The following is a 1,170-nucleotide window of genomic DNA, read 5'->3' on the forward strand; positions in this document are numbered from 1 at the left end:
ACGAAGGTGTTCTTCGCCGACCCGCACTCACCCTGGCAGCGGCCCACGAACGAGAACACCAACGGGCTGCTGCGCCAGTACTTCCCGAAAGGCACCGACCTGTCCCGGTGGAACGCCGATGACCTCGAAGCAGTAGCCCTGGCGGTCAACAACCGGCCCCGCAAGGTCCTCGACTGGAAGACCCCGGCTGAGGTCTTCAATGAACAGCTACAGTTGCTTGAACAAGGCGGTGTTGCGCTCATCGGGTGAATGGGGAAAAAGGGGTATCCATCTTGATGCCGATGGACGGGGCCGGTCTGCCGGGTAGGGTCGGGTGACGTAAGGGCCCCCGCGCTGCGTCAACAGCCGGGGGCATGGACTACACCGTCAAGGGGTGTATGTCGTGGCCGATTCTACCGGCGCGCGCAGTGGCGACGATCTCGAACCCGGACTGGACTACCCGCGCGACCTCGCCGAGCTCCGGGCGTGGTTCCCCACGGACGCAGAGTGCCTGGACTACCTGGACTGGCTCCGCTGGCCAGACGGGTTCTGCTGTCCGCACTGCGCCTCGACGTCGGCCGGACGCGACACGGTGGGCCGGCATCGTTGCCGGGGCTGCTGGCGCAGAGTGTCGGTCACCTCGGGCACGATCTTCGACAAGACCCGTATCCCGCTGTCGGTGTGGTTCGAGGTGGTCTGGCTGGTGACGTCCTCGAAGACGGGCGTTCCGGCCGCGCACCTGCACCGGGTGCTGCCAATCAGCTCGTACCAGAGCGCGTGGGCGATGCTGGCCCGACTCCGCCAGGTCATGACCAGTGACCAGAGCGCTCTGCTGTCGGGCAGGGTCGAGGTCGACGAGACGTTCATCGGCGGGGCCCGCCCCCGCGGGCGGGGGCGAGGGGGGCTGGGGGAGACCCTGGGCGCCGGGGGCATCGAGATCACCGCCCACGGGTGGGGCAGAGCTCGGATGGGCGTGATCGAGGACGCGACCACGGCGTCGCTGAAGGCCTTCGCAGCGAAGACCATAGCGACGGACTCGGTCGTGGTCACCGACGGGCTCAGGTCCTACCCGCCAGCCCTTCACGGCTATGAGCACGAGGCGATCAACGTCGCCTCCTCGGGAAGGCCAGCGCACGAGTCACTGCCGGCGGTTCACCGACTGTTCGCACTGGCCAAACGAACCCTGGAGGG

The 1,170-nt window shown here is 67.5% G+C and carries 2 protein-coding genes; both read left to right on the top strand.

All coding sequences use genetic code 11. The features are described from left to right. A partial coding sequence (locus BLIN9172_RS17820; protein ID WP_145998012.1) for an IS30 family transposase occupies positions 1 to 249 on the top strand: 249 nt, incomplete at its 5' end. Positions 250 to 382: 133 nt separating this feature from the next. Next, positions 383 to 1,170 (top strand): IS1595 family transposase (locus BLIN9172_RS17825; RefSeq protein ID WP_180956992.1); only part of this gene is annotated, 788 nt, incomplete at its 3' end.

The organism is Brevibacterium linens ATCC 9172, assembly GCF_900169165.1.
In the GTDB taxonomy this organism is placed as follows: domain Bacteria; phylum Actinomycetota; class Actinomycetes; order Actinomycetales; family Brevibacteriaceae; genus Brevibacterium; species Brevibacterium linens.